Origin of the sequence: Sinorhizobium sp. BJ1 (assembly GCF_002531555.1) — a bacterium.
Taxonomy (GTDB): Bacteria; Pseudomonadota; Alphaproteobacteria; order Rhizobiales; family Rhizobiaceae; genus Sinorhizobium; species Sinorhizobium fredii_B.
On sequence record NZ_NWTH01000013.1, the window covers coordinates 109,306 to 134,089 of the forward strand.

Below are 24,784 nucleotides of genomic sequence, written 5' to 3' on the forward strand. Positions count from 1 at the left end.
CTGGCAGACGTTTTCGCGTTGGGAGGACACGTCCGAGCGGGTCAGATTTCGAACGCGGCTCGGAAACGGGAAACCTCGCCTTGGTGGAGGCGGCGACGAAGGCGATCGAAGCTGCCGGAGGAAGAGTGGCTTCATCAGCGGAGGCGCGAAGGATCATCGCCTAGTCCAGTTCTCAAAGCATTTTATCTTCCTTGGGAGGAGATAGTGAACGCATCGCACATGGCTATCCGCCTCCAGAAAAAGTTTCTCTGCCTTGTTCTGTGGTAATGACCTGATGGCGATTTCAGCCCAGGCCTACCTCAGGCAGTTGGGCCAGCACCCGGAAGTCGTAGGATATGACAACACTCCCCTGCTTGATTTCGCCGGCCTAAAGATCAGTTCAGTGACGATTCCGATCAGCGAGATGGTCCGCAATGGTGTTCTCTCGTTATTGAACCGGTGTTACGGGGAGTCGCACGAGCTGATACATGATTTCAGCACTCAGATCGTTGAACGGCACTAGTCCATTCTGGAGGAAATTCTCAGTGGCAGGTCACGCCGTGAACTTGGAAATCCTGCTTTGCAAGATCGACGCCGACGATGCTACGGCCACAGAGCACGCTGGCTCTTCTACGCGCTTGGTGTTTGCTGGCCCGTCGTCCATCTGGAACTTGGATAACATCTCGAAAAGCGAGGCTGCCTCTTTCGCGAGATTGTGGACGGCAGCGGTCGACTCTTCCACCATCGCTGCGTTTTGTTGTGTCGCTGATTCAATTTTTTCTACTGAGAAATTGATGTCCTTGAGCCCGTCGGCTTGAACGCGAGAAACTTGAGCAATGGCGTCGACGTTTTGATTAACACTCTGCACCTGAACAACGACTTGTCCCAACGCATTGCCGGCTTGGTGCACGCGCTGGACCCCATCATTTATATGTAGTTTAGATACCTCAACCAAGGACTTGATTTCTTTCGCGGCCGCCGCAGACCTTTGCGCCAGGTCTCTGACCTCCTGCGCAACCACCGCAAACCCACGGCCAGTCTCACCAGCACGTGCCGCCTCAATGCCTGCGTTCAACGCCAAGAGGTTTGTCTGAGACGCGATTTCATCGATAACGCCGATGATATTGCCTATTTCAACCGAAGAGGCCCGAATTTTCGTCATAGCCTCAACAGCATCGCGCATTATAGTGCCTGACCTCTCGACATTATCTTTGGTTTCACCGACCAGGACCCCTGCTTCGCGTGCTCTATGACTTGCGTCCACCACCTGCCTTGTCATATCTGCGAGGACCGACGCCGTTTGCTCAACAACTAAAGCTTGCTGCTCCGTCCTGGTCGCGAGTTCGCTCGAGGAAATACGGATTTCCTCAGCACCTGCAGCAATCGCCTGCGCATTATAGTTCACCTCGGACATCGCATCGCGAAGCTGGCTGATCGCTGAATTGAAGTCCAATCTGAGCGGCTCAAGAGCTTCCGTGAAAGGCCGATCGAGCTGGATGTGAAGATAGCCCTTCGACAATTGTTTCAACGCTTCGGCAACTTGCTCAACGGCTGAACTAGTCTGTTCGGCAGCCCGCTGGCGCTCTTCCCCTTCCTTCTCCAAACGCTCCCGCTCAGCATCCTGTCTGTGATGTTCGGCAATCGCATCGCGCTCAGCTTTTTCTGAGAGATGGGTCTTAAGGCTGGATATCTGCCTAGCTAGCTGGCCGATTTCATCCATTCGTCGCTCAATTACTCGGTCAATCTGCATATCGCCCGCTATCATTTGACGGACTGACTGCTGCAGCTTCGCCAGAGGCGCTATGATTGAGCGGGTAGTGAGCGCTGCCGCAAATATCCCGAACAAAGCAGCCACACTTAGCGCAGTGAGGGTCAGGGATTTAAACTCGTCAGAAGCCGCTTTGACTTTGCCGCCTACGCCCTGGTTTAATGCTTGCTCGTAATCGATTAATTTGTTCAAAGCACCAATCCATGCCGTCAACTTGGGTCGAAGTTGATTTAAGAGGAGTGGCTTTGCCTGGTCTTTTTTTCCATCCAGTGTCAGCTTGATAACTTCGGCGATTAGTGGTTCCGCTTCATTCTGAAATGCCTTCAGACCATCAACAATGCGATGCTCAGCGGCAGTGCTGAAGACATCAGCATTCACGGCCTTCTGCAATTCCGCAGCGTTGGAGGCATAGGCCGCCTGCAGCTTTTTCATCATTGCGATTGTCGTTGCTTTATCCGTATCTGAGTCGGTCAAAACGATGTCGCGCAATGCCATTGCTCGATCACGGACCGTTCCGAGCATATCAATGCCGTTCCGGTATTTTTGGCTGTTACTGCCATTTATGAGGCTGAGCTTAGCGTTTATCTCATTCACCTGCCTGATTGACGAAAGGGACAGAACTCCCATTGCGAACAACAGCAACCCGAAAGCGATCGACAAACGCAGCGCCACGCCAAATTCCCGAATATCGCGCATAATTCCTCCGCCGCTGGAAGCAAATTTATTGAACGAGGTGAGTTAGCGTCTAGTCCATCTTTCCCGGCTGTCGACGCTTATGAGGCAAACCGTGCTGCGTCATGCAGCGGTATCGAAGTTCCACTTCGAGGGGTGGTATAACCTTATACCTAATACCTTTAATTCGAGTTAAAGTGGTCCTACTCAGATACCGACAACGAACGCCTCACAATTCATATTGGACAGCAGTGTTCGGAGATGCGGGGCACGGCGATGCTGCAATATCGTGCTCTAGCGTAGAAATCGGATGGTTGGCCTTCCCTGCAAACGTTACAGCGGAGAACGGTGGCGGGCGCCGATGGGCAGAAATTGGAGTTCGAGTCGGGGTCGCCGTTCCTCGTAGCGAACGGGCAGCGCCATCAATCACTGATGCTGGTGCCCCGGCGCAGCATCGCCACCAGCGCGCGTAGCGCTTCGGGTTGCTGCCGCCGGCTCGAATAGTAAATATAGAACGGTTCGCCTTCCGATGACCAGTCGGGCAGTACCTCGCGCAAACTGCCGTCATCCAGCAGCGGCTGAACCCGGTCGGCGATGCAGTAGACGATCCCGCCCCCACTGCGCGCGATGGAGAGCGCGACGTCGGTCTCGCTGACGACGATCGACCATTGGAGGTCCATGGCGAGCACTTCGCTTCCGCGTTCGAGCTCCCAGCGGTAGATCGCGCCGGTGCCCATGCGAAAGCCGATGCAGCGATGGTCGCGCAACGCTTCCGGGTTGGCCGGCATGCCTTTTTCTTCGAGATAGCTCGCGGACGCCACCATGACCCAACGGAGGGGAGGCCCGATCGGCATCGCGATCATATCTTCGGGCACACGTCCACCGAACCGGATGCCCGCGTCATAGCCACCGGCCACGATGTCGACCATTTCGTCCTGGACGATGATCTCGACATGAACGTCGGGATGGATGCGCGTGTATTCCGCCAGGACAGGCCCCAGGACGAGCCTAGCGGCATCGCTCAATACGTTAATCCGCAGCCGCCCGGCTGGGCTTTCACGGAACCGGTTCAGCGCTTCAAGCCCTTCGCTGATCTCGCCGAACCCTGCTTCCAGTCGCGCCAGCAGCTCCTCGCCCGCCTCAGTCAGCGTGACGCTGCGGGCGTTCCGGTTGATGAGGCGAACCCCAAGTCGAGCTTCCAATCCCCGCATGGCGTGGCTCAGAGCCGATGCGGAGACGTCCAGATCGAGCGCAGCCTTGCGGAACCCACCATGCCGGGCGAGTGCGACGAAGACGGTAAGGTCGCCGAGCGTAGTGCGCGAAAGTTGCATAGCCGCATCTTTCACTCAACGTCGCTGTTTATGCAACATAGTTTGAACAATATCCGTGCCGTCGTTCATGACGAGCAACTTAACTGGACCTCCGTCCGAAGAAATCGATGAGCAGCGCGGCGAGTTTCTCCGGCTCCTCGAGCGCCAGGCTGTGTCCGCAGCGCTCGAACACTTCATGACGCGATATGGTGACGCCAGCGCGCTCGAGGCTCTGCTGCACGAGATCGCCGAAGAAGTGGGAGGCGCCGATCGCCAGCACCGGGATGGACAACGGCTGCGCTGATAGCTCGCGATTGACCTTCGCGTTCACCAAGGTTGCCTTATAGGTGTCGAGCGTACCGCGCAGCCCGTGTGGTGTCGACAGCAGCGAGATCCATTCCTCGATCAAGTCCGTTGGCTGTGCAGTGGGATCGTAGCACTGGAGGTTGAGCCAATAGGTCCAGAACTCCCGCTCTTTCCCTGCGATCAGCATCTCGGACACGTCCGCCTTGAAGAAGAAGGGCACGTGCCATTCCCAGACGCCGCGACGCTCAGCGGCGTCGGTGACATTCTCCTCGGTCAGGAATGAGCGCTCCTCGAGGCCGAACCCCGATAACATCATCTCGGCGAAGGACAGTACGCGAACCCTTTCGGGGTGCCGGCCGGCTAAGACATAGGCGTATTCCGCGCCTCGGTCCTCGCCATGTACGAACGCCGTCTCGACCTCCAGCGCGTTGAGGACACCGACGAGATCATCCGTCATCAGGGGTGAGGTATAACCCTTCTCCGCGTAGGGATGGCCGCTGACTCCCGCGCCGCGTAGATCAGGCGCTATGACGCGAAAGTGGGGGGTCAGGAGGGGCAGTAGCGATCGCCAGTAGATATGCGTCTTGGGCGTGCCATGGATCAGCAACAGCGCTGGCCCGGCGCCGGCCTCAACGACATGCAGTTCGACGCCGTTGGCACGGATGCGGTGCTGACGGGCGGGCGCGCCGTGATGGTCGAGGAGCCGGATCACGAGCTGGGTTCCTTTACGAGAAGGGCGTACGGGATAAGACCAGGTTCCGGCCAGGCGGTCCGCATCACCCGGCCGGTGGTCGACAAGGTGACATAGGCAGTGCCGGGATCGCTGGGATCGAAGCAGAGGTTGGTGGGGAACTCCTCGGGCGTGGCGATGGTCGCGACCAGTTCGCCGGCCGGCGAGACGACCGAGAATACGCCCTTGTGCTGCGTCGCGATCACGACGTTGCCCGCGGCGGTCACCTTAAGGCTGTCGAGGAGCTGCGCGTCGGGCGCCTGCCACAAGAGCCGGCCACCGTGCCCGTGACCGGGCTCATGGACGAGGCGACCTGGCGCCTCGATCGTCCACGCCCACAAGCGACCAGCGCCGTATTCCGTCGCGTAGAGCGTCGTACCGTCGGGCGAGAGGCCGATACCGTTCGCGCCAGTGATCAGCGGATAGGCGACGGCGCGGGCTACTGATCCGTCGCCGGCGGACCAATAAACGCCGCCATAGCTGCGCGACCGCTCGCCTTCACGGCCAAGGTCGGTGAACCAGAAGCTGCCATCGGGGGCGAAGACGAGATCGTCGATCGCCTCGAGGGGGCGGCCATCCACCTTATCCAGCACGCGCGTAGTGGCGCCGTTGGCCGGATCGATGCGTTCGATCCGCGCGTCGTACCCGGTCGTCCCGAAGCCGGCGGAAATGGTACGCTCGCCATCGCGCGACCACTTCATGGCGCCGCCATTATTGGCGATGTAGATGCTGCCGTCCGGCGCTTTGGCGAGGCCATTGGGCGCCCCACCGGTATTGGCGAACACCGATACGTCGCCGCCGCTGATGCGGCGCACCACACCGCCTTTCATATCTCCAAGGAGAATGGTGCCGTCGGCAAGGACGAGCGGGCCTTCGGGGAACCCCACATCTGCCGCGACGGGCTCGAAGTGAAGATGGATTTGGGTCATGAGCCTTTATCGGGACGTTGCTGTCGCTAATCAAATCGACAACGTCGCGCTGCGGTTTCGTGAGGCAGATCGAACGGTGCGTTGAGCACAATTCTCGCATCCGATGCCCACCTAACGAGTTGTAGACTCTGGAACGACCTTCCGGTCCTAAGCAAACCCGGAGCTAAACATGGCTAACCGCAAGCGTATCGCCGTCACCGGCGCACTCGGCAAGATCGGCACGGTCCTCGTCCCTTATCTAAGGGACAAGGCCTATGACGTTTTCCTTGTGGACGAGATCGCGCCATCCGATCCAAAAGAATCGGCGATTGTCGCCGACCTCACCGACTTCGGCCAAGCGCTCGATGCTCTGTCGTCGATCGGCGCCGATACTTATGCTCGCGCGGAGCCCGGGGCGTTCGACGCGATCGTTCATCTTGCCAGCATGCCGCACCCGCGCATGAAGCCGGATGCCGAAGAGCTCCGCATCAACATGATGGCGACTTACAACGTGTTCGAGTCCGCGCGGCGTCTCGGCGTCAAGAACGTCATCTGGAGCGCGAGCGAGGTCGCCACCGGTATCCCCTACGACATGACCGACGCTCCCTATGTGCCCGTCGACGAAGATTATCCGATGCGTGGCTACAACGTCTATTCGCTGAGCAAGGTGCTCGGCGAGGAAATGGCGCGCCAATTCTGTCTCAACGATCCCGAGATGCGCATCACCTGCCTGCGCCTCTCCAACGTCATGAACCCCGAGGAGTATGAGGGATTCGAGGAGTGGCAGGACGACTCCACCAAGCGTCTCTGGAACTTCTGGACCTACATCGACAATCGCGACGTCGCCCAGGCGGTCGCGCTGGCGATCGAATATGACGTCCGCGGCAAGGACGAGTTCTTCATCACCAGCGATGAGACGGTGATGCGGACGCCGACTGCCGAGCTGCTCGACAAGCATTTCCCGAACATCGAGCGCCGCAAGACGTTTAGCGGCAACGAGGTGGTCATCTCCAATGAGAAGGCCAAGCGGGTGCTCGGCTATCAGCCGCAGCATCGCTGGACCGACAAGAAATAGGCCCCGAGCGATGGCGCGCAAACCGCTCATCATCGAAGCTCGGATCAACGAGTACACGCCGCGTAGCGAGAACAGACACATCCCGTTTTCGCCAGTGGAGATCGGCGAAGCTGCGGCGCGTGCCTGTGGGGCGGGTGCCAGCATCGTCCATTTCCATGCACGCCGCGACGATGGCTCACCCGACCACCGTGCCGAAACCTATGCAACGGCGATCCGCGCCATCCGTGAGCGGTGCGAAATCCTGGTCTGTCCGACGCTTGGCCAGATCACCGCTGGCGGCGAGGATGAGGGATCGGATCGCGCATAGCGAGGCGCTGGCGGGCGATCCCACCACACGTCCCGATATTGCGCCGATCGACACCGGCAGCACCTACATCGACCGGTTCGAACATGGCGGGTTCCGCTCCGGCGACCGGACCTGTGTGAACCGCACCGAGATGTTGCGCTTCTTCGCCGAACGGCTGCGCACGCTTGGCGTCAAACCGCAGTTCGTCAGTTGGGCTGTCCCCTTCACGCGCATGTTCGCGGCACTTCGTGAGATCGGCCACGTTGACGCGCCTGCGTGGTTCCTCTTCGAGTTGACGGATGGCGGCATTCTGGGCGGCCATCCTGGTACGATCGACGGTTTGGAGGCGCATCTACGCTTCCTTCCCGACGGACCGCTCGAATGGTCCCTCTCGAATAAAATCGGCAACGTGACCAGTCAGGCCGCGCTCGCCATCGAGCGCGGCGGTCACGGTTGGCCGGAACTCGGCTGCCCGGATAACAGCGCCGTCATCCAGTTCATCGCCAACCTGTCAAGCGCCATGGGACGCGAGGTAGCTTCAGTCGCACAAACCCAGGACATGCTCGGTCTGTGATCCGGGTAGCACGAGAAAGATAAGGACTATGACACAGGACAAGGTTGTTGCCGCCCCGCACGGCCTGGCGCCCGCTCAGATCGCGCTCGGCCTGGGCGGCCTCTTTATAGGAACCGGCGAGTTCGCCGCCATGGGGCTCCTGCCCGGCATGGCGCAGTCCGCCGGCGTCTCCATCCCGCAGGCCGGCAATTTCATCAGCGCCTATGCGCTCGGCGTCGTCATTGGCGCGCCGGCCCTGGCCATTGCGACGTCGCGCATGGAGAAGCGCAACCTACTGCTGCTTCTCGCCGCGATCGTACTGGTGGGCAATCTCGCCTCCGCAGTCACTCCGGGCTTTCTCGGCATCGCGGCTGCGCGCTTCGTCGCGGGGCTGCCGCATGGCGCCTATTACGGAACGGCCTCGATCGTCGCGGCAGCCATGGTGCCGCCCTCACAGCGCGCGCAGGCGATCGGCCGCGTTATGTTGGGGCTGGCCGCTGCCAACCTGTTCGGCGTGCCGCTGACGACGTGGCTTGGCCAGAGCTTTGGCTGGCAGTCGGCTTTCGCACTGGTCGCCGTTGGCGGCGCCTTGCTCTTCATCATGCTGCGCCCCCTCATTCCCGTGATCGAAGCGGACGAGGACGCAAGTCCACGGCGTGAGCTGTCCGCCTTCACCCGCCCGCAGATCTGGTTGACGCTCGCGGTTGCGACGATCGGCTTCGGCGGCATGTTCGCCGCCTACAGCTACATCACGCCGACCCTGGTTCAGGAAGCCGGCGTGGCCGTCGGCACGGTACCGCTGTTCCTCGCGGCGTGGGGCCTGGGCATGATCGTCGGCAACATGGCCGGCGGGTGGCTCGCGGACCGGGCACTGATCCCGTCGATTTTCGGCATCATCGTCTGGAACATCGTGTTCCTCGCCCTCTTTTTTCTCGCCGCACCCAACCCGATCCTGGCCGGCGCGTCGCTCTTCATGATCGGCATCGGGTTCGCGCTCGTGCCTGCGCTTCAGGCGCGCCTTATGGACGTTGCCCGCCAGGCGCAGTCCTTGGCCGCCGCGATGAACCATTCGGCCTTCAACCTGTCCAACGCGATCGGTGCGTGGACAGGCGGGCTCGCGATCGCAGGCGGTTACGGCTGGCCGTCGACCGGCCTCGTCGGCGCCGCGCTGGCGGCGGGCGGCTTGGCGATCATGACGGTCTCGGCGCTGCTGATGCGCCGTGCTGCCCCATCTCAGGAGACGAAATATGAAGCCTCACGTCATCTGCCACATGATGAGCCCGCTCGACGGTCAGCTCGTCGTCGATCAGTGGAGCCCGTCGACGGACCGCTCGTCGGACGATCTGGTTGCCGAATATGACCGCGTGCACGACGAGCTGGAATGCGATGCCTGGATCGCCGGGCGCGCGGTCGGCGAGGAGTTCGCGGATGGCGAGCCCCATCCGCCGAGCGATCATGGCGAGGTCGAAGGGCCGGTCCACGTCGCCCGTGCCGGCGCCGACGATTACGCCATCCTGATCGATCAGGACGGCAAGCTCCACTGGACCGGCCCTGAGGCTTTCGGCGCGCCGATCATCATGGTTCTAGGCCGCGATGTGCCGGATGCGCATCTGGCGGAGCTCGCTGCCGACGGCATCTCCTACATCGTCGCCGAGGGCGAGACGATCGACCTTGCCGCGGTCCTCGAGATCCTCGCCGATCGCTTCGGGATCAGGCTCTTGCTCCTGGAAGGTGGCGGCCGCACCAACGGGACGTTTTTCAAGGCCGGGCTCGTCGACGAGATCAGCCTGCTTCTCTTCCCTGCGATCGGCGGGCGCAGTGGCAGTCGGACCTTGTTCGAGGCCAGTCCCGACGGGCTTGCCGACCATGTTCGCCTCTCGATCAGCGCGAACGAAATGCGGCGCAATGGCGTCGTCCATCTCCGCTACTCCGTCTCCTACGTCTGAGACGGCTTCCCTCCAGCATATAAGGAGCATCTCATGAAGACATGGTTCATCACCGGCGCGTCGCGCGGCTTTGGTCGCGAGGTGGCGTTGGAGGCACTTCGGCGCGGCGACTGCGTCGTCGCGACCGCCCGTTCCCTCGACGCGCTCGACGATTTGGTCGCGATCGATCCCGGACGCGTCGCGGTCGCCCAGCTCGATGTTACCAAGCCGGATGAGATCGCGCGTAGCATCGAGATCGCGCGCGAGCGCTTCGGTAGCATCGACATTCTCTTCAACAATGCCGGTATCGGCTATTTCGCCGCCGTCGAAGAGAGTGACGACGCGCACGTCCGTCGTCTCATGGAGATCAACGTTTTTGGCCTCGCCGCAGTGACAAAGGCGTGGCTGCCGCACCTGCGCGAACAGCGGTCCGGCCTGATCCTCAACACATCCTCGATCGGTGGCATCCGGTCCTTTCCCACCGTCGGCTGGTACAACGCCTCGAAATTCGCGGTGGAGGGCCTTTCCGAGGCGCTGGCGCAGGAGATCGAACCGCTCGGCATCAAGGTTGTGATCGTCGAGCCCGGTCCGTTCGCGACCGACTGGGCGGGCAATTCGGCGGCCGAAATATCGGAGGCCGACGCGATCGCCGACTATGATCAAACCGCCGGCAAGCAGCGTCGCACCTTCCGCGGGAACGTCGGCCAGGAGCCCGGCGATCCCGCCAAGGCCGCGCGCGTCATCGTCGATGTCGCGCACGACGATCATCCGCCGCTGCGCCTGCCGCTCGGCAATTTCGGCTACGACGGCATGCTCGAGAAGTTCGACATGGTCCGCAAGGACGTGGCGCCGCGAGAGGCGGCCAGCCGCAGCGCCGACCGCGACTGAGGAGCCAGCGATGACCATAGACTTCTCCCCCGTCGGCTTTCTTGGGTTCGACGTCTTCGGCACCGTCGTCGACTGGCGTACGGGCGTTGCACGGGCGTCCGAGCCGTTTCTTGCCAGGCACGGCATCGAGGTCGACCCGCTCGTCTTCGCCGACGAGTGGCGGGCCCTCTACCAGCCCGCCATGCAGAAGGTGCGGGCCGGCGAGCGCCCTTGGGTCAAGCTCGAGGTTCTCAATCGCGAGAACCTCGAGACCGTCCTGTCGCGCCACCACGCCGATTTTGGCGGGATTGTTGAAGCCGAGCTGGTCGACCTCAACAAGGCATGGGAGCGGCTGGATCCCTGGCCGGACTCGGTGGAGGGCCTTTCGCGGCTGAAGGGCAAGTTCGCAATCGGCCCGCTCTCGAACGGTGACATCGCCGGGATGCTCAACCTGGCGCGGTTCGGTGCCTTGCCGTGGGACGTCATCACCGGCGCTGAGGTCACGAAGAGCTACAAGCCGATGCCGCAGACCTATCTGCGCTCGGCGGACGCGGTTGGTCTGCGTCCAGACCAGGTCGGAATGGTCGCGGCCCACAATGATGATTTGAAGGCCGCTCGCGCTGCAGGGCTCCGCACCATCTTCGTGTGCCGTCCTCACGAGCACGGCCCCAATCAGACCACCGATCTATACGCCAAGGAAGATTGGGACGTGATTGCCGAAAGCCTGACCGAGGTCGCCGACGCGCTCGGCGGCAACTGAACCTCAAAGGAGAAATCGCATGACGAACCCCGACATTCGTCCGCTTGCGCTCGTCACCGGCGCATCCAGCGGCATCGGTTATGAGCTGGCGCGCCTGTTCGCGGCCGACGGCCACGACGTCATCATCACTGCGACCGGCACCAACGGTGACCTGAACCGCACCGCGGATGCAGTCCGCGCGACCGGTGCAGAGGCAATCATCGTCGAAGCCGACCTCACTGACTACGACGGTGTCGAGAAGCTCTCCGATGCGGTGAAGCAGACAGGTCGCCCCTTGGCGGCCGCGGCGCTCAATGCCGGCTTCGATGTCGGCGGCTATTTCGTCGGCCAGACCGATCTCGCGTCCGAGATCAAGATGATCCAGCTCAACGTGACCTCGCAGGTCCACCTCACCAAGCGCCTGCTGCCCGACATGGTGAAGCGCGGAGAGGGCAGGCTGCTCTATACCGCCTCGATCTCGGGCACGATGCCGACGCCTTATGAGGCAGTGTATGGCGGCACCAAGGCGTTCCTGATCTCCTTCGTCGAGTCCGTGAAGGAGGAGAACAAGGACAGCGGCGTCACTTTCACCCTGCTGCTGCCGGGTGAGGTCGATACGCCCTTCTGGCATCGCGCCGGCATGGACACGACCGAGCTGGGTCTCGGTGTGAAGGCCGCGCCGACCAAGGTCGCACAGGAAGGCTATGAAGCGATGAAAGCGGGCAAAGACCGCATCGTGTCGGGCAAGCCGGGCAGCAAGTTCATCGGCCGCGTCGTCAACAACATCCTCCCCGACACGCTCAAGGCCGCGGCGCACGCTGGCGGCGCCGAGCCCGGGTCGGGCCTGAAGGACTGAGCGCGGCGATGTCGGTGAACACAGCATCCATGACGGCGCCCCGGAGTGGGATCGCCCCGGTCCATCACCGCACGGCGTGGCACTGGCGCGACTCGTTCTGGACCGGGGCGGGTTGTTCATCGGCGCCGGCGGGTTCGCCGCGACGGGGCTCCTGCTGGACTTCGCCCCCTCGGTCGACGTCGGCCTCCCGGAAGCCGGTCATCTCATCAATGCCTAAGCACTGGGTGTGGCGGTCGGCTCGCCAGTCCTCACAGTGGCGACAGCAAGCGCGTTGTCAGCGGGGCCGCTTGCTACCGCTGCGTCATCGACATGAACACGGTGCACGCCTGAGCGCGGTCGTCCGGAGCTCATCAACCAGGACCAAAGCCATGAACACCATTGACCGACATGGAATGCCCGAGCTGCCGCAGCTCGGCTGGCGCTCGGTCGACACCGGGGGCGGCGTCCGGATCCGCTACGGTGTGGCGGGTGATGGCGCCGCCACCATGCTGCTGATCCACGGCTATCCGGAAACCGCGATCGCCTGGCGCAAGCTGGTCGGTCCGCTCACAGCTGCGGGGTTCCGGGTGGTCACACCGGACGTTCGCGGTGCGGGCGGCTCCTCCCGGCCGCTGGATGGCTACGACAAGCTGACCCTCGCGGCGGACTGCGCGGCGGTGCTTGACGATGCAGACATCGAAGGCCCGGTGATCGTCGTCGGCCACGATATCGGCCTTATGATTGCCTATGCCTTTGCCAGGCGATTTCCCAAGCGCACGAGTCACCTCGCCGCGCTCGACGCGCCCCTGCCGGGCACTGATGCGTTCGACAAGGCCTCGCTCGACGACAGCCGCGTCTGGCACTTCCATTTCCACCAGGCGCGCGACATTCCGGAAGCGCTGACGGCTGGTCGCGAGAGTTATTACCTCGATCGCTTCTGGCACGATCTCGCCTATGACGCGGGTGCGATCGATGCGGCCACCAAGGCGTCCTACGTTGCCGATTTCAGTGGCCCCGGCGGGATGCGCGCTGGCTTCGAGCTGTACCGCGCCTTCTCGCGCGACAGAGAGGAAAACCGAGCCGCCCTGGCGCGCGACGGCAAGCTGACCATGCCCGTGCTCGCGATTGCGGGCGAGGCAAGCGCCTTCGCGGCCATTATCGAGCCGATGATGCGTGAGGTCGCCGAGACGGTCACCAAGGCAATCATCCCGCAGGCGGGGCACTGGATCGCCGAAGAGAATCCCGGCGCGCTGGCCAACGCGCTGATCGGGTTCGCCCGCACGGAGGTATGGCCATGAACGACGACATCCTCGCCTCCGGCCGCGTGGCCGTCACCACCGCTGCCGCTGTCGGTCTCGGCGCAGCAGCCACACGGCACTTTACACAGACGGGCATGAGCCTGGGCATGTTCGACGTCGCCCTGTTGATGAACAGTGCCGGCATGGTGGCGATGCCGGAGCCATTCACCACCAATCTCTGTTTGGACCGCACGCGATCCGATGATCGCTTGCGACGCTGTCTCCAGAGGCAGGCTTGCCCGCATCCGCTGGACGAGTCGGGTCTCGTCCCCTCCTTCGAACCGAACTTCACCGAGCCGTCCGCGATCGCCCCCGAGCGGACATCCTGAAGTTCGGCCCGCGAACCCGGGCCATCGCCTTTTGCCGGGATCCGAACAGGCGAGCCGTCAGCAACGGAGACACGACCATGAATTATCTGGAGAATGCAGTAACCGTCATATCAGGCGCCGCGTCCGGCATCGGTGCCGCGTCCAGCCGGCGTCTGGCCGGGGCGGGCGCGCGCATGGTGCTCGGGGACGTCGACGAGGGCGGCCTCAAGAAGGTGGTGGCCGATATCGAATCCGCAGGCGGCAAGGCCGTCTACAAGGTGACTGATGTCACCCGCGTCGAACATTTTGAAGCGCTCGTCGCGCTGGCGAAGAGCACCTACGGCCCCGTCGACATTCTGGTGAATAACGCCGGCCTGATGCTCTTCTCTTACTGGAAAGAGCGCGCGATCACCGACTGGGACAAGATGATCGACGTGAACCTGCGCGGGTATCTGCACGGCATCGCGGCCGTCCTACCCACCATGCTCGAGCGCAAGGCGGGTCGCATCCTCAACATCGATTCCGTTGCAGGCCACCGTGCAGGCGAAGCGGGCGGAGTATATGCCGCGACCAAGTTCTTCATCCAAGGAATGACGGAGAGTTTGCGCAAAGAGGTCGGTGTCTCGCACGGCATCCAAGTTGGAATGGTAAGCCCCGGCGTGGTCGGTACGGGCTGGCCCTACAAGCTACGCGATGGCGAAGCGAAGAACGTCGCCATCGATCTCTCCAAGCAGGCGATCAAACCGGAGGCCGTAGCCGAAGCGGTGGCTTTCGCGCTGAACCAGCCGCCTGGCGTCGCGATCAACGAGGTCATTGTCGCTCCTGTCGATCAGGCCTGGTGATACGCCCGGAAGCCTGCGGTGATGCCGAGGAGCTGGGTGAAATCCTTCACTGCTACGACGCGCCGTTCGCGATGGCTAATCGTTGTGCGGATCGAGTGTCGCCCCCAACGCAGGGATCTCGAAAAGGATTCGAGGGTGCCGGATATCGCCTTTGATTTACGCTATTTGCGATACGCGCTTCGCGCTGCTGAGCATGGGAGCTTTCGGCGCGCGGCAGAAATACTTTCAGTGTCGCAGTCTACCGTTAGCCGGCGGATCCAATACTGGAACGGCGTATTGGTATGGCCCTGTTTGAACGGCATGGCTCGGGCGCCCGCATAACGCCGGCTGGCGAACGCTTCCTCAGGGAGGCGGCGATCGGTGCGAAACACCTTCACAAAGCTTGTTGATACACTCGCTAAGGCCAAACGTGGTTCTGTGGGAGTGCTTCGCGTCGGCTTAACGGTCTGCCTTGCCCATGGCTTTCTGACCGAGCTGCTCGCGGCATATCATCGTCGCTTTCCCGCTATCGAGCCGCTGGAGCAAATTTATTGAACGACGTGAGTTAACGTCTATTCCATGTTTCCGGGCTGTCGACGCTTATAAGGCAAACCGTGCTGCGTCATGCAGTACTACCGGAGTTCCACTTTAAATGATTATATAACCTTAATACCTAATACCTTGAATTCGGATTAAAACGGTCCCACTCCCAACAACGAACGCCTCACAATTGGTATTGGACAGCGGCGTTCGGCGATCTCCGCGGCCGACCGGTCGCCCGAAAGAGGTGTGTTTACAGTATTTCAGATGGACGCATGCCGCCGATAGATTTACTTGCCTAAGAGGGATTGGTGTTTCAGGCACAAAAGAGAATACGGTCCAGCAACTGGCATACAGCCAGTAAAAAAGACCCCGCAGGCAAAGCCTGCGGGGGAAACGCCCTGTATGAGACCGGTGGGAGACCCGGCTCACGTTCACAGAGCGAGGGAATGCTAAGAACTTAGTCTATCAATCTAAGCAGCTTTTCGAGCGAGGACTTGGCGTCGCCATAAAACATGCGCGTGTTGTCCCTGTAGAACAGCGGATTTTCGATGCCCGAGTAACCAGTGCCTTGGCCTCGCTTCGACACGAATACCTGCTTTGCCTTCCAGCATTCGAGCACCGGCATTCCGGAAATTGGAGAGTTCGGGTCTTCCTGTGCTGCAGGGTTGACGATGTCGTTCGAGCCTATGACGATTGCCACGTCCGTTTCCGGGAAGTCATCATTGATTTCGTCCATTTCAAGAACGATGTCGTAAGGCACCTTCGCTTCCGCAAGCAGCACGTTCATGTGACCGGGGAGACGGCCAGCTACTGGATGGATTGCAAAGCGTACGTTCTTGCCCTTACTGCGCAGCTTGCGGGTCACTTCCGAAACCGCACCTTGAGCCTGTGCCACCGCCATGCCGTAGCCCGGAATGATAACGACAGAGTCAGCATCATTGAGCGCAGCTGCAACTCCGTCTGCATCGATGGCCACCTGTTCACCGATTATTTCCGTCGCCGGAGCCGTCGTACTCCCGAAGCCACCGAGGATGACGGAGATGAAGGACCGGTTCATCGCCTGGCACATGATGTAGGAAAGAATTGCACCCGACGAGCCAACCAGAGCGCCAGTGACGATAAGGAGGTCGTTGCCGAGTGTGAAACCGATGGCCGCAGCTGCCCAGCCCGAGTAACTATTCAACATGGAGACCACGACTGGCATGTCGGCTCCGCCAATGCCCATGATCAGGTGATAACCGATGAATAGAGCCAAAATGGTCATGGCAGCGAGCGGCCACAAATCATTACTTTGAAAATAGAACCCCAAGAGGATAACCGAAGCGATCGCGCAGCCGGCATTGAGAACATGGCCCCCCGGCAACTTCATAGCCTTGCCATCAATCTTGCCTGCGAGTTTGGCAAATGCAATGACCGAACCCGTGAAGGTGACGGCACCGATGAACACGCCGAGGAACACCTCCACCTTCATGATCGATACTAAGACACCAGACGGGTCTGCAAGTTTGTGTGCCAAAACTTTCGCAAAGCCCGTCAGACCTTCGCGAGTCGTTTCGGCCATTCCGGCTACATCCGCTAGCTGGAGATGTGCGTTGAAACCGATGAATACGGCAGCGAGGCCAACGAATGAATGCAATGCTGCGACGAGCTGGGGCATTTCGGTCATCTGCACGCGCCTGGCAACAATCGCACCGAGCGCAGCGCCGACGAGGATGACAGGAAGGATGAGCGATAGAGAGCTGACGTCGGGCGAGAGGATGGTGGCACCGCCAGCCAGGACCATCCCGACCACGCCATACCAAACAGCTCGCTTGGCGCTCTCTTGGCCTGATAACCCCCCAAGCGACAGGATGAACAGAACGGCAGCGAAAAGGTAGGTTGCTGATACAAGTCCAAGATTCATTGGTGCCGCCCCCTCACGACCTTTGGAACATGGCAAGCATGCGGCGGGTGACCATGAAGCCGCCTACGATATTGATAGTGGCAACCAGAACCGACAGTGTAGCGAGGATCACGACCAGCCGATTTCCCGAACCGATCTGCAAAAGGGCCCCGATAACCACGATGCCAGAGATCGCGTTGGTAACGGCCATCAGCGGAGTGTGCAGCGAATGGCTTACGTTCCAGATCACCGAGAATCCGATGAAGCAAGCGAGAGCGAAGACCACAATGTGCGCCATAAACTCAGACGGCACATAGGACCCGATCAAGGCTAGAAGCAGAGCACCAATAACGAGCAGCCCCACCTGACTGGTCGTTTGCTTGCGAAAGGCGGCGGCTTCCGCGGCCCGCACTTCTTCCGCTGTCGGCTCCCTCACCTTCTCCTTTGGTTTGGCGGGGGCAATGGCCTGGATCCTCGGAGGCGGTGGCGGATAGGTGATCTCGCCGCCCTTGGTCACGGTCGCGCCGCGAATAACGTCGTCTTCCATGTTGTGGTTGATCACGCCATCCTTGTTAGGCGTGAGATCGGCCAGCATGTGGCGGATGTTCGTCGAATAGAGGATGGAGGCCTGAGCCGCCATGCGGCTCGGGAAATCGGTATAGCCGATGATGACCACACCGTTCGGCGAGACGATACGCTGATCGGGAACGGTTAGATCGCAGTTGCCGCCGCGCTCGGCGGCCAGGTCGACGATGACAGAGCCGGGCTTCATCATGGCGACCATGTCTTCCAGCCAGAGCTTGGGAGCTGGGCGACCAGGTATCAGCGCCGTGGTGATGACAATATCTATTTCTGGCGCAAGGGCTCGGAATTTGGCGAGCTGCTTCTCGCGGAATTCCGGCGAGGAAGGCGCCGCATAGCCACCCGTTGCAGCGCCATCCTGGTTTGCTTCGAATTCAAGGAAGACAAAGTTCGCACCCATGCTTTCGATTTGTTCGGCCACTTCGGGACGAACATCGAAGGCGTGTACTATGGCACCGAGGCTGACAGCCGTACCGATCGCTGCAAGCCCAGCTACGCCGGCACCAACTACGAGAACCTTTGCCGGCTGCACTTTGCCAGCAGCCGTCACTTGGCCAGTGAAGAAGCGGCCGAACTGGTTGCCCGCCTCAATGATGGCGCGATACCCGGCGATGTTGGCCATGGAGGACAGCGCGTCCATTTTCTGTGCACGGGAGATGCGTGGCACCATGTCCATGGCAACGGCCGTGATGTTCTTGTCCCGAAAGGTCTCGAGAAGATCCGGGTTCTGGGCCGGCCACAGGAAGGAAATCAGTGTTTGACCATCTTTCAGGCTCTTCGCTTCATCCCCTTCGGGACTGCGAACTTTCACGACAACATCTGAACCTGCGATGAGAGCCCTCGCGTCAGGCACGACCTCTACGCCCACGGAGCGATATGCATCATCTGAAATACCCGACCTGCTCCCAGCTCCCGCCTCGATCAAGCAATTATGGCCCAATTTTCTCAATTGGACGGCAGATTCGGGAGTCAGCGCTACTCTCGCTTCCTCTGGATACCGTTCTCTTAATGCCCCAATACGCACTGCCGCCTCCCTACATGAGATATCTCTGTTACCTGCTCGACGGCATCGACTTGGAGCAATAGTGCTCACCCCATAGTGATTCAGGGTTTGCCTCGCGCGTGACCAATTGCCCGAGGCGCTCGCCGCCGTCCCCCCAGTTCGACGTCTATCTGCTCGAGCTTGGCGCGCGGGGATGATACTTGCTGTCCAGGTCGTTGATCGCCCTGACATTGCCCGCCGACTGGCCGCCTTCGTCGAACGTCTTGCCCAGAAACGTTTCGGCAATCGACTTAGCGTGCTCCGGCCCGATCACACGAGCACCCAACGTGATGATCTGCGCGTTATTCGAAAGGGCAGCACGCTCGGCGGAATAGGTGTCGTGCGTCAGGGCGGCGCGGATGCCCGGAACCTTGTTCGCTGCGATGCAGACGCCAATTCCGGTTCCACAAACGAGAATGGCCTTGTCGTATGTGCCGTCGAGCACGCCAGAGGCGACGCGCTCCGACAGATTGGCGTAAAACCGATCGGGACCGGCCTCGGTCCGCGAGACTTCATACACGTCAAAGCGACCTTTTAGGTGTTCGGCCAACACCTTAGCGAGACCTTCGCCTGCGCTGTCTCCTGCAATGGCAACCTTCATTCTCTCTCTCCTCGGAGTTTGGCGGCGCATTTCGCAAGGATGTCGAGGTACCCCTCGACGTTCCATGCCGAACGGCCGATGAACAGCCCGTCGATGTGCGGGCTCGAAATCAGTTCTTCGCAGTTCTGCGGATTGACCGACCCGCCATAGAGGCAGGGGACCTTTCGGCCGGCCACCTCTTCGGCGACAGCTATAATTTCGGCCTGACGCGCATCGGCGTACTCGGCGGTTGCCGGAATGCCCTTCTCGCCGATGGCCCAGACGGGCTCGTAGGCAAGGAGGACCTCGGCCGTTTTCTGCGAAGCGGTCAATTTCGAAAGCGCGCCGCGTACCTGGGCGGCCAGAACTTCCGGTGCGTTACCGCTATCGCGGTCTCTCAGTGTCTCACCTACGCAGATCAGCGGAATAAGACCGTGCCGGACGGCGGCTTCGGTCTTTAAGCCCACCGTTTCGTCGGTCTCCCCGAAGTGCTCACGCCGCTCAGAGTGGCCGAGTTCGACCAGATCGAGATTGCAGTCCTTCAGCATGAGCGGCGAGACTTCGCCCGTCCAAGCGCCCTGGTCGGCCCAGTGCATGTTCTGCGCGCCGATCTTTACGGAGGTTTGGGCGAGCATTGCCTTGACCTCGCGAAGGACGGTGAAAGCCGGAATGACGAAACGCTGGATGCGCGGATCACGCGTCGCATCTGCGGCCTTGAGGCCCCGCGCAAAGTGCTCGGCCTCCGCAAGCGTCTTGTTCATCTTCCAGCTGGTGCCAATCCAGAAGCGCGATTTGCCGGTCATGTCGGATCCTGCGTCGATGCAATGGTGAGCTTGATGCCCGCCCGTTCAAATTCGTCCAGAACAGCAGTTCCAGGCGCGCGATCAGTGATAACCGCATCGAACTCAGCTACGTCTGCCAGCACGTTCAAGGCGGTGTGGCCGAACCGCTGATGGTTGACCAAGAGGCAGGCCCTGACCGACGACGAAATCATCGCGCGCTTCGCACGCACGACATTGTCGTCCATGTGATAGGCGATCCTGCCGCTCATGGCGGGGGTCGAAATGAAGGCGATGTCCGCCCTCAACCGAGAAAGCGCATCCTCGGTGACGATGCCGAGATAAGCGTTGAATTTCGCCGAATACATGCCGCCGAGAGCTATCAGCGTTATGCCGTACTCGCCTTTCAGCCGTTCCATGATTTCCGCATTGTTGGTGATTAGGGTGAGTGGCCGCTTCTGCGGCAGCATCCCGCCGAGCACCGCTGCCATCGAGCCGTCGTTGACCATCACCGTCATACCCGGCTCGACCAGTTCCAAAGCGGCCTGCGCCATTCCGATCTTGGCCGCGTTGTCTTGGCGCGCGCGAATTCGAAAGTCGCTTTCGAACCGCGTCCCAGCGTCGATCGTCGCTCCACCGCGGACCTTCCGTAAGACTCCTTCCTGGTCGAGGTCGTCGAGGTCACGATGGATCGTCATCTTCGAGACCGCAAAGTGATCGGCAAGCTCGTCGAGACCGACGGTCTTGTTCTCGACCAGCATATCGATGATTTGCTGCCTGCGCTCGTCCCGCTTCACCAACATCTCCGTTCTAAATCGCCGTTGCCTCGGCCTATATCGAGCCTGCCCGATACCGCTTCGCCATTTCTGCAAGTGGTATGACGTTGATCGAGCTCGCGCGTCCGGCCGTTCCGAAGGCCTCGAATCTTTCGCGACAGAGCTTCGAAAGCGCCGTCATTGCGGGCTTCAAGTACTTGCGGGGGTCGAATTCCGTCGGGTCTTCTGCAAGCACTCTGCGTACCTGCCCCGTCATGGCCATGCGGCAGTCGGTGTCGATGTTGACCTTTCGGACGCCATGCCGAATGCCCCGCTGGATTTCATCGAGAGGCACGCCCCAAGTCGGCTTCATCCGGCCGCCGAAGCTATTGAAGATTTCCTGCAATTCCACCGGGACGCTCGAGGAACCATGCATGACAAGATGCGTGTTCGGCAGCTTTCGGTGGATCGCCTCGATAACATCCATCGCTAGGACGTCCCCGTCCGGGCGGCGCGAGAACTTGTAGGCTCCATGGCTGGTGCCCATTGCGACGGCGAGCGCGTCCACCTTCGTCTCCTCGACGAATTTCGCGGCCTCGTCGGGATCCGTCAAAAGCTGATGGAGATCGAGCTTACCTTCGACACCGTGCCCGTCTTCGGCTTCGCCCATGCCGGTCTCGAGCGAGCCCAGAACCCCAAGTTCCCCTTCCACCGAAACGCCTGCCCAATGGGCCGTCTCGCTGACACTTTTTGTGACCTTTACGTTGTAGTCCCAGTCCGCCGGCGTCTTCCCGTCAGCACGGATCGACCCGTCCATCATCACCGAAGTGAAGCCGTATTGAATCGCGGTCACGCAGGTGCTCGGTTCGTTTCCGTGGTCAAGATGTACGCAAACGGGAATATGCGGATAGATCTCCGTCACGGCATCCATCATGTGCTTGAGCATGATGTCGTTCACATATGCCCGCGCGCCGCGGCTCGCCTGCAGAATGACAGGCGAATCCGTGTCATCGGCCGCTCCCATGATGGCAAGCGCCTGCTCCATGTTGTTGATGTTAAACGCCGGGACGCCGTATCCGTGCTCGGCGGCGTCGTCCAACAGTTGGCGGAGAGTGATCCTGGCCATGAAATCTCACTCGCTGGTTGGATTGGAATTGAGATAGCTCGCGATAAAATCGACCTCGGTCGCCGAACCGAAGACGAGCGGCGTGCGGCAATGGTGGGAGGTCGGGACCTTGTCCAGGATCGCTGAAGTGCCGTCCGTCGCCCGCCCCCCGGCCTGCTCCATCAGGAACGCGATCGGGTTTGCCTCGTACACCAGGCGAAGCCGTCCATTTTGGTACCCCGGTCGTTTGTCGGCGGCGTAGAAGAAAACACCGCCCCTGAGCAGTATCCGGTGGAGCTCTCCGACTGCCGATCCCAGCCAGCGCATATTGAAATCGCGGCCGCGCGGTCCCTCCCTGCCCGCCAGGCAGTCATGAACATACAGGCTGAGACCAGATTGAAGGTGGCGGTGAACGGAAGCGTTGAAAGCGAGTTCCGAGGTGTCAGGCGGTATCCGGACCTGCCTTCTCACAATCAAGAACTCGCCGGTCTGCGGATGCATCGTCGCAAGCAGCATGCCGTCTCCGACGGAGAAGCCGAGGTCGATCGTGTTGCCGAAGGAGACATATCCGGCGGCGACCTGCCGCCTGCCAGAAGTCAAGAACGGGTCTTCAGTTTCGGTGAATGGAATGATCGAGAAGAGCGTGCCCACCGGGGCGCCCAGTCCGACGTTGCCTGAACCATCGATCGGATCGATAGCCACGCCGAACCCCGAACCCTTGAACACAACAGGCTCGTCAGCCTCTTCGGAGAGGATCCGTCCGGCCCCTGCCCGTTCCAGAATCTCGACGAACAACGCATGCGAAGCAACGTCGATGGCCTTTTGCGCGTCTCCGTCGGAATTGGAACCGACAAGTCGCGCCGGATCGCCTTCCAGTGAACCGGTCGCAATACGCTCCGACAGAAGACATGCTGCGTCCAAGATCCCGTTGATAAGTGCCGTCACGCGCTGTCGCGACCGGTCCTCACCCGCCCATGTCGAGAGGTACTCATCGACCGACTCGTGCTGGAAAGAGGCTTCGTCGCTCGCGAGAGTTGCCGGAGTGCTCATTCTTCGCCCCTCACCCTTGCAACTGCGCGCGCGACTATCGCGTCACGGGTAATTCCGAATTTTTCGTATAACGTCTCCGCCGGCGCGGACGCGCCAAAGCCGGACATCCCAATCACGTCGTCTTCGCTGTCCACATACCTGGTCCAGCCGAACTTCGAGAGCGCTTCCACCGCGATGCGTGGCGCGTCCCCCAGCACCGCGTGCCGGTAGTCCTTGGCCTGTTTTTCGAAGAGGTCCCAGCTCGGCATCGAGACGACCGCGGCTGGAATATTTCTCGCTTCGAGCTCTTCGGCGGCCTGGATCGCAAGCGCTACCTCCGTTCCAGTCGCGATGAGCGTGACCGCGCGTTCCCTGCTGGCTTCCCGCAGCACGTAGGCTCCTCGCGCGCAGCGATTGGAGCCGTCGCGTTCCGAGCGGAGCTGGGGAACATTCTGCCGCGATAGCGCCAGGACGGACGGCGTGTTCTTGCTGGTTATCGCGATGTCCCAGCATTCGAGCGTTTCGATCGTGTCCGCGGGCCGGAACACATGCAAGTTCGGCATCGCCCTGAGGCTGGCAAGATGCTCGACGGGCTGGTGGGTCGGGCCGTCTTCTCCGAGACCGATGGAATCATGCGTCATCACGAAGATGGAGCGCGCGCCCATCAAAGCCGCCACGCGAATGGCGTTGCGGCAATAGTCCGAGAATACGAGGAACGTGCCGCCATACGGTATGAAGCCGCCATGAACCGCCATGCCGTTCATTGCGGCGGCCATTGCGAACTCCCTCACGCCATAGCTGACATAACGCCCGCTTCTAACGGCGGTGAAATCGCTGTCGACGGCCGGAACACGGGTCAAGTTCGAGTGGGTAAGGTCCGCCGAGCCGCCAATCATTTCGGGAAGCAACTCCGTCAGCGCCTCCAAGGCGATCTGGCTTGCCTTGCGCGTGGCCACTGATTGCGGCTTATCGAGCAGCTTTGCCTTGGCGGCGTTCACCGTCTCCTCGTAATGCGGCGGCAACGATCCCGCGGTGCGACGCTCGAACTCGCTTTTGACGTCCGGTTCCGCTGCTTCGAGCCGCGCTTGCCACTCTCTGCGGGACTTCGCGCCCTTCCCGCCAATCGCGCGCCATGTCTCCAGGATCGGTGTTGGAATCTCGAAAGGATTTGCCGTCCAGCCATAGGCCGTCTTTGTCGCGGCGGCTTCGCTCGCGCCCAGCGGCGCGCCGTGCACCGAGCTCTTTCCTGCCTTTGACGGAGAACCGAACCCAATGATGGTTTTCAGCGCGACGAGGGACGGTCTCGATGCTTCCGCTTTCGCGTTCGAGATCGCGGCGTCGATTGCTTCAGCGTCATGGCCATCTACGCGTTGCGTGTGCCATCCGTATGCATCGAACCTCGCAAGCACGTCTTCCGAAAAGGCTATCGCAGTCGAACCGTCGATCGTGATGGAGTTGTCGTCGTAGAGGACGATCAGCTTGCCGAGTTGAAGATGGCCCGCCAGCGAGGCAGCTTCCTGGCCGACGCCTTCCATGAGGCATCCGTCTCCACAGAAGACGTAAGTGTGGTGATCGACGAGCGCAGTGCCGAATTCCGCGCCCAGGCGCCGCTCCGCGATAGCCATGCCGACCGCGGACGCAATGCCCTGTCCTAGCGGCCCCGTCGTTGTCTCGACGCCGGCGGTGTGGCCGTATTCCGGGTGGCCTGGCGTTTTCGAATCCCACTGGCGGAAATTGCGGATCTCCTCAATGGTCATTTCCTTGTAACCGGTTAGGTGGAGAAGGCTGTACAGCAGCATCGAGCCATGGCCGTTCGACAGGACGAACCGGTCGCGATCCGGCCAGCCGGGTTCGCTCGCATCGAATTTGAGGTGCTTGCCGAACAGAACGGCCGCCGCATCGGCCATGCCCATCGGCATTCCAGGGTGACCGGAATTGGCCGCCTCCACGCCGTCGATTGATAGGACGCGGATAGCGTTTGCCAGATCGCGGACCGAAACTGCTGTCAACTCTTCCTCCCGTAAGGTATGAGGTATGATCTTCTTCACGGACGCTAATGTCCCGCGTTTTTTTAAAAATCACAAGCGGAAATTACAAAGTCACATGA

Annotated in this window: 24 protein-coding genes; 12 read left to right on the forward strand and 12 right to left on the reverse strand. The window is 60.9% G+C overall.

Annotated elements, in window-relative coordinates:
• Window positions 1-532 precede the first annotated feature (532 nt).
• The 4 genes from CO676_RS18260 to CO676_RS18275 form a co-directional block, all read right to left on the reverse strand.
• The gene (locus tag CO676_RS18260; RefSeq protein ID WP_097522130.1) at window positions 533-2,443 is read right to left on the reverse strand and encodes a methyl-accepting chemotaxis protein; all 1,911 of its coding nucleotides are present in this window, start codon (window positions 2,441-2,443) and stop codon (window positions 533-535) included.
• A 398-nt stretch (window positions 2,444-2,841) separates the two neighbouring features.
• Window positions 2,842-3,750, reverse strand: a complete 909-nt coding sequence (locus tag CO676_RS18265) for a LysR family transcriptional regulator (RefSeq protein ID WP_046120363.1) — start codon at window positions 3,748-3,750, stop codon at window positions 2,842-2,844.
• A 79-nt stretch (window positions 3,751-3,829) separates the two neighbouring features.
• Window positions 3,830-4,747, reverse strand: coding sequence for an alpha/beta hydrolase (locus CO676_RS18270; protein WP_046120362.1), 918 nt, complete (start codon window positions 4,745-4,747; stop codon window positions 3,830-3,832).
• Window positions 4,744-5,694 (reverse strand): SMP-30/gluconolactonase/LRE family protein, encoded by a 951-nt coding sequence (locus tag CO676_RS18275; protein WP_097522131.1) that lies wholly within the window; start codon window positions 5,692-5,694, stop codon window positions 4,744-4,746. Before CO676_RS18275 ends, CO676_RS18270 begins: the two co-directional genes overlap by 4 nt.
• A 169-nt stretch (window positions 5,695-5,863) precedes the next feature.
• On the opposite strand from CO676_RS18275, the gene CO676_RS18280 reads away from it, so the two are divergent.
• The 12 genes from CO676_RS18280 (at window position 5,864) to CO676_RS18330 (ending at window position 14,722) form a co-directional block, all read left to right on the forward strand.
• Window positions 5,864-6,748, forward strand: coding sequence for an NAD(P)-dependent oxidoreductase (locus tag CO676_RS18280; RefSeq protein ID WP_046120360.1), 885 nt, complete (start codon window positions 5,864-5,866; stop codon window positions 6,746-6,748).
• A gap of 10 nt (window positions 6,749-6,758) precedes the next feature.
• Window positions 6,759-7,055, forward strand: a complete 297-nt coding sequence (locus tag CO676_RS36790) for a 3-keto-5-aminohexanoate cleavage protein (protein WP_210202622.1) — start codon at window positions 6,759-6,761, stop codon at window positions 7,053-7,055.
• On the forward strand, window positions 7,033-7,608 hold the full coding sequence (locus CO676_RS18285; RefSeq protein ID WP_210202623.1) for a 3-keto-5-aminohexanoate cleavage protein: 576 nt from the start codon (window positions 7,033-7,035) through the stop codon (window positions 7,606-7,608). The genes CO676_RS36790 and CO676_RS18285 overlap by 23 nt, the downstream gene beginning before the upstream one ends.
• 28 nt (window positions 7,609-7,636) lie before the next feature.
• On the forward strand, window positions 7,637-8,947 hold the full coding sequence (locus CO676_RS18290; RefSeq protein ID WP_097522132.1) for an MFS transporter: 1,311 nt from the start codon (window positions 7,637-7,639) through the stop codon (window positions 8,945-8,947).
• The gene (locus tag CO676_RS18295; protein ID WP_097522133.1) at window positions 8,835-9,533 is read left to right on the forward strand and encodes a dihydrofolate reductase family protein; all 699 of its coding nucleotides are present in this window, start codon (window positions 8,835-8,837) and stop codon (window positions 9,531-9,533) included. Before CO676_RS18290 ends, CO676_RS18295 begins: the two co-directional genes overlap by 113 nt.
• Window positions 9,534-9,566: 33 nt before the next feature.
• A complete protein-coding gene (locus CO676_RS18300) occupies window positions 9,567-10,400 on the forward strand; it encodes an oxidoreductase (protein ID WP_097522134.1) in 834 nt (277 codons plus the stop codon).
• Window positions 10,401-10,410: 10 nt separating this feature from the next.
• Window positions 10,411-11,139, forward strand: a complete 729-nt coding sequence (locus tag CO676_RS18305) for a haloacid dehalogenase type II (protein ID WP_046120356.1) — start codon at window positions 10,411-10,413, stop codon at window positions 11,137-11,139.
• 19 nt (window positions 11,140-11,158) lie between these two features.
• The gene (locus CO676_RS18310) at window positions 11,159-11,974 is read left to right on the forward strand and encodes an SDR family NAD(P)-dependent oxidoreductase (protein ID WP_046120355.1); all 816 of its coding nucleotides are present in this window, start codon (window positions 11,159-11,161) and stop codon (window positions 11,972-11,974) included.
• A gap of 368 nt (window positions 11,975-12,342) precedes the next feature.
• The gene (locus CO676_RS18315) at window positions 12,343-13,251 is read left to right on the forward strand and encodes an alpha/beta hydrolase (RefSeq protein ID WP_097522135.1); all 909 of its coding nucleotides are present in this window, start codon (window positions 12,343-12,345) and stop codon (window positions 13,249-13,251) included.
• The gene (locus CO676_RS18320) at window positions 13,248-13,580 is read left to right on the forward strand and encodes a hypothetical protein (protein WP_046120353.1); all 333 of its coding nucleotides are present in this window, start codon (window positions 13,248-13,250) and stop codon (window positions 13,578-13,580) included. The genes CO676_RS18315 and CO676_RS18320 overlap by 4 nt, the downstream gene beginning before the upstream one ends.
• 77 nt (window positions 13,581-13,657) lie before the next feature.
• Window positions 13,658-14,401, forward strand: a complete 744-nt coding sequence (locus CO676_RS18325; protein WP_097522136.1) for an SDR family oxidoreductase — start codon at window positions 13,658-13,660, stop codon at window positions 14,399-14,401.
• A 21-nt stretch (window positions 14,402-14,422) separates the two neighbouring features.
• Window positions 14,423-14,722 (forward strand): LysR family transcriptional regulator, encoded by a 300-nt coding sequence (locus tag CO676_RS18330; RefSeq protein ID WP_245424348.1) that lies wholly within the window; start codon window positions 14,423-14,425, stop codon window positions 14,720-14,722.
• A 658-nt stretch (window positions 14,723-15,380) separates the two neighbouring features.
• On the opposite strand, the gene CO676_RS18335 is transcribed toward CO676_RS18330, so the two are convergent.
• From CO676_RS18335 to tkt, 8 genes are all read right to left on the reverse strand, one after another.
• Window positions 15,381-16,826 carry an NAD(P)(+) transhydrogenase (Re/Si-specific) subunit beta gene (locus tag CO676_RS18335; RefSeq protein WP_097522137.1) on the reverse strand — a complete coding sequence of 482 codons (1,446 nt, stop codon included), beginning with the start codon at window positions 16,824-16,826 and terminating at the stop codon, window positions 15,381-15,383.
• A gap of 13 nt (window positions 16,827-16,839) precedes the next feature.
• Window positions 16,840-18,411 (reverse strand): Re/Si-specific NAD(P)(+) transhydrogenase subunit alpha, encoded by a 1,572-nt coding sequence (locus CO676_RS18340; protein ID WP_179875541.1) that lies wholly within the window; start codon window positions 18,409-18,411, stop codon window positions 16,840-16,842.
• Window positions 18,412-18,556: 145 nt separating this feature from the next.
• Entirely contained in the window at window positions 18,557-19,030 is a 474-nt protein-coding gene (locus tag CO676_RS18345) for an RpiB/LacA/LacB family sugar-phosphate isomerase (RefSeq protein WP_012707240.1), read from the reverse strand.
• Complete coding sequence (locus tag CO676_RS18350; protein ID WP_097522139.1) at window positions 19,027-19,812, reverse strand: triose-phosphate isomerase; 786 nt, start codon at window positions 19,810-19,812, stop codon at window positions 19,027-19,029. Before CO676_RS18350 ends, CO676_RS18345 begins: the two co-directional genes overlap by 4 nt.
• The gene (locus CO676_RS18355; RefSeq protein ID WP_097522140.1) at window positions 19,809-20,585 is read right to left on the reverse strand and encodes a DeoR/GlpR family DNA-binding transcription regulator; all 777 of its coding nucleotides are present in this window, start codon (window positions 20,583-20,585) and stop codon (window positions 19,809-19,811) included. The genes CO676_RS18350 and CO676_RS18355 overlap by 4 nt, the downstream gene beginning before the upstream one ends.
• A 34-nt stretch (window positions 20,586-20,619) precedes the next feature.
• On the reverse strand, window positions 20,620-21,669 hold the full coding sequence (gene fba / locus CO676_RS35310; protein WP_179875542.1) for a class II fructose-bisphosphate aldolase: 1,050 nt from the start codon (window positions 21,667-21,669) through the stop codon (window positions 20,620-20,622).
• Between the two features lie 6 nt (window positions 21,670-21,675).
• Entirely contained in the window at window positions 21,676-22,698 is a 1,023-nt protein-coding gene (locus CO676_RS35315; RefSeq protein ID WP_179875543.1) for a class 1 fructose-bisphosphatase, read from the reverse strand.
• A complete protein-coding gene (gene tkt / locus CO676_RS18365; RefSeq protein ID WP_097522141.1) occupies window positions 22,695-24,686 on the reverse strand; it encodes a transketolase in 1,992 nt (663 codons plus the stop codon). Before tkt ends, CO676_RS35315 begins: the two co-directional genes overlap by 4 nt.
• Window positions 24,687-24,784 lie beyond the last annotated feature (98 nt).

Bases quoted from the DNA above. Each gene is read 5' to 3' on its own strand.
- CO676_RS18260 (WP_097522130.1), bottom strand. From the start codon at position 2,443: ATGCGCGATATTCGGGAATTTGGCGTGGCGCTGCGTTTGTCGATCGCT.
- CO676_RS18265 (WP_046120363.1), bottom strand. From the start codon at position 3,750: ATGCAACTTTCGCGCACTACGCTCGGCGACCTTACCGTCTTCGTCGCA.
- CO676_RS18275 (WP_097522131.1), bottom strand. From the start codon at position 5,694: ATGACCCAAATCCATCTTCACTTCGAGCCCGTCGCGGCAGATGTGGGG.
- CO676_RS18280 (WP_046120360.1), top strand. From the start codon at position 5,864: ATGGCTAACCGCAAGCGTATCGCCGTCACCGGCGCACTCGGCAAGATC.
- CO676_RS36790 (WP_210202622.1), top strand. From the start codon at position 6,759: ATGGCGCGCAAACCGCTCATCATCGAAGCTCGGATCAACGAGTACACG.
- CO676_RS18285 (WP_210202623.1), top strand. From the start codon at position 7,033: ATGAGGGATCGGATCGCGCATAGCGAGGCGCTGGCGGGCGATCCCACC.
- CO676_RS18290 (WP_097522132.1), top strand. From the start codon at position 7,637: ATGACACAGGACAAGGTTGTTGCCGCCCCGCACGGCCTGGCGCCCGCT.
- CO676_RS18295 (WP_097522133.1), top strand. From the start codon at position 8,835: ATGAAGCCTCACGTCATCTGCCACATGATGAGCCCGCTCGACGGTCAG.
- CO676_RS18300 (WP_097522134.1), top strand. From the start codon at position 9,567: ATGAAGACATGGTTCATCACCGGCGCGTCGCGCGGCTTTGGTCGCGAG.
- CO676_RS18305 (WP_046120356.1), top strand. From the start codon at position 10,411: ATGACCATAGACTTCTCCCCCGTCGGCTTTCTTGGGTTCGACGTCTTC.
- CO676_RS18310 (WP_046120355.1), top strand. From the start codon at position 11,159: ATGACGAACCCCGACATTCGTCCGCTTGCGCTCGTCACCGGCGCATCC.
- CO676_RS18315 (WP_097522135.1), top strand. From the start codon at position 12,343: ATGAACACCATTGACCGACATGGAATGCCCGAGCTGCCGCAGCTCGGC.
- CO676_RS18320 (WP_046120353.1), top strand. From the start codon at position 13,248: ATGAACGACGACATCCTCGCCTCCGGCCGCGTGGCCGTCACCACCGCT.
- CO676_RS18325 (WP_097522136.1), top strand. From the start codon at position 13,658: ATGAATTATCTGGAGAATGCAGTAACCGTCATATCAGGCGCCGCGTCC.
- CO676_RS18330 (WP_245424348.1), top strand. From the start codon at position 14,423: ATGCCGAGGAGCTGGGTGAAATCCTTCACTGCTACGACGCGCCGTTCG.
- CO676_RS18335 (WP_097522137.1), bottom strand. From the start codon at position 16,826: ATGAATCTTGGACTTGTATCAGCAACCTACCTTTTCGCTGCCGTTCTG.
- CO676_RS18345 (WP_012707240.1), bottom strand. From the start codon at position 19,030: ATGAAGGTTGCCATTGCAGGAGACAGCGCAGGCGAAGGTCTCGCTAAG.
- CO676_RS18350 (WP_097522139.1), bottom strand. From the start codon at position 19,812: ATGACCGGCAAATCGCGCTTCTGGATTGGCACCAGCTGGAAGATGAAC.
- fba (WP_179875542.1), bottom strand. From the start codon at position 21,669: ATGGCCAGGATCACTCTCCGCCAACTGTTGGACGACGCCGCCGAGCAC.
- CO676_RS35315 (WP_179875543.1), bottom strand. From the start codon at position 22,698: ATGAGCACTCCGGCAACTCTCGCGAGCGACGAAGCCTCTTTCCAGCAC.